Here is a 421-nt window from a genome sequence, read left to right as displayed (position 1 = left end):
TCGTTGCGGGTGAGCGTCAGGTCGACGTCGTTCGGCAGGTAGCGCAGGCCCGGCGAGAGGAAGGCGAGGTTCGACGTGACGCTGGCGAACTGGCCCGACACACCGCCGGCGGCCGACAGGATCGTGTAGGTGGTGCGTGGGCCGTAGGCACCTGAGGCGGCCAGCACCTGGACGGTGCCGCCCGCGAGCACGGCCTGTACGGCGGCGGTGATCCGTTCTGCTTTGCACGCGGCGTTTGCCTCTCCCCGGTAGGTCGAGCCGGCCGCGAAGGCGGCGTGGCCGGTGACGGTGAGCGTGCCGCACGAGTTGCCCGGCGACACCGTGCCGCCCGACCGTGCGCTGACCCCGCCCAGCGTGCGCGCCCCTCCTAGCACGCCGCCCGCACCGCACGGAACCGTGCCCGCCACGGGGCCGGTGGGGG

Annotated in this window: 1 pseudogene; it reads right to left on the bottom strand. The window is 74.1% G+C overall.

The annotated features are described in order from the left end of the window. Window positions 1-421 (bottom strand): annotated as a pseudogene (locus MKK75_RS27265) (autotransporter domain-containing protein); the annotation flags it as partial.

This window comes from Methylobacterium sp. J-030, from assembly GCF_022829545.1.
Taxonomy (GTDB): domain Bacteria; phylum Pseudomonadota; class Alphaproteobacteria; order Rhizobiales; family Beijerinckiaceae; genus Methylobacterium.
The sequence above is the reverse complement of the archived record's forward strand: the minus strand, read 5'-3'. Positions and strand labels throughout refer to the sequence as shown.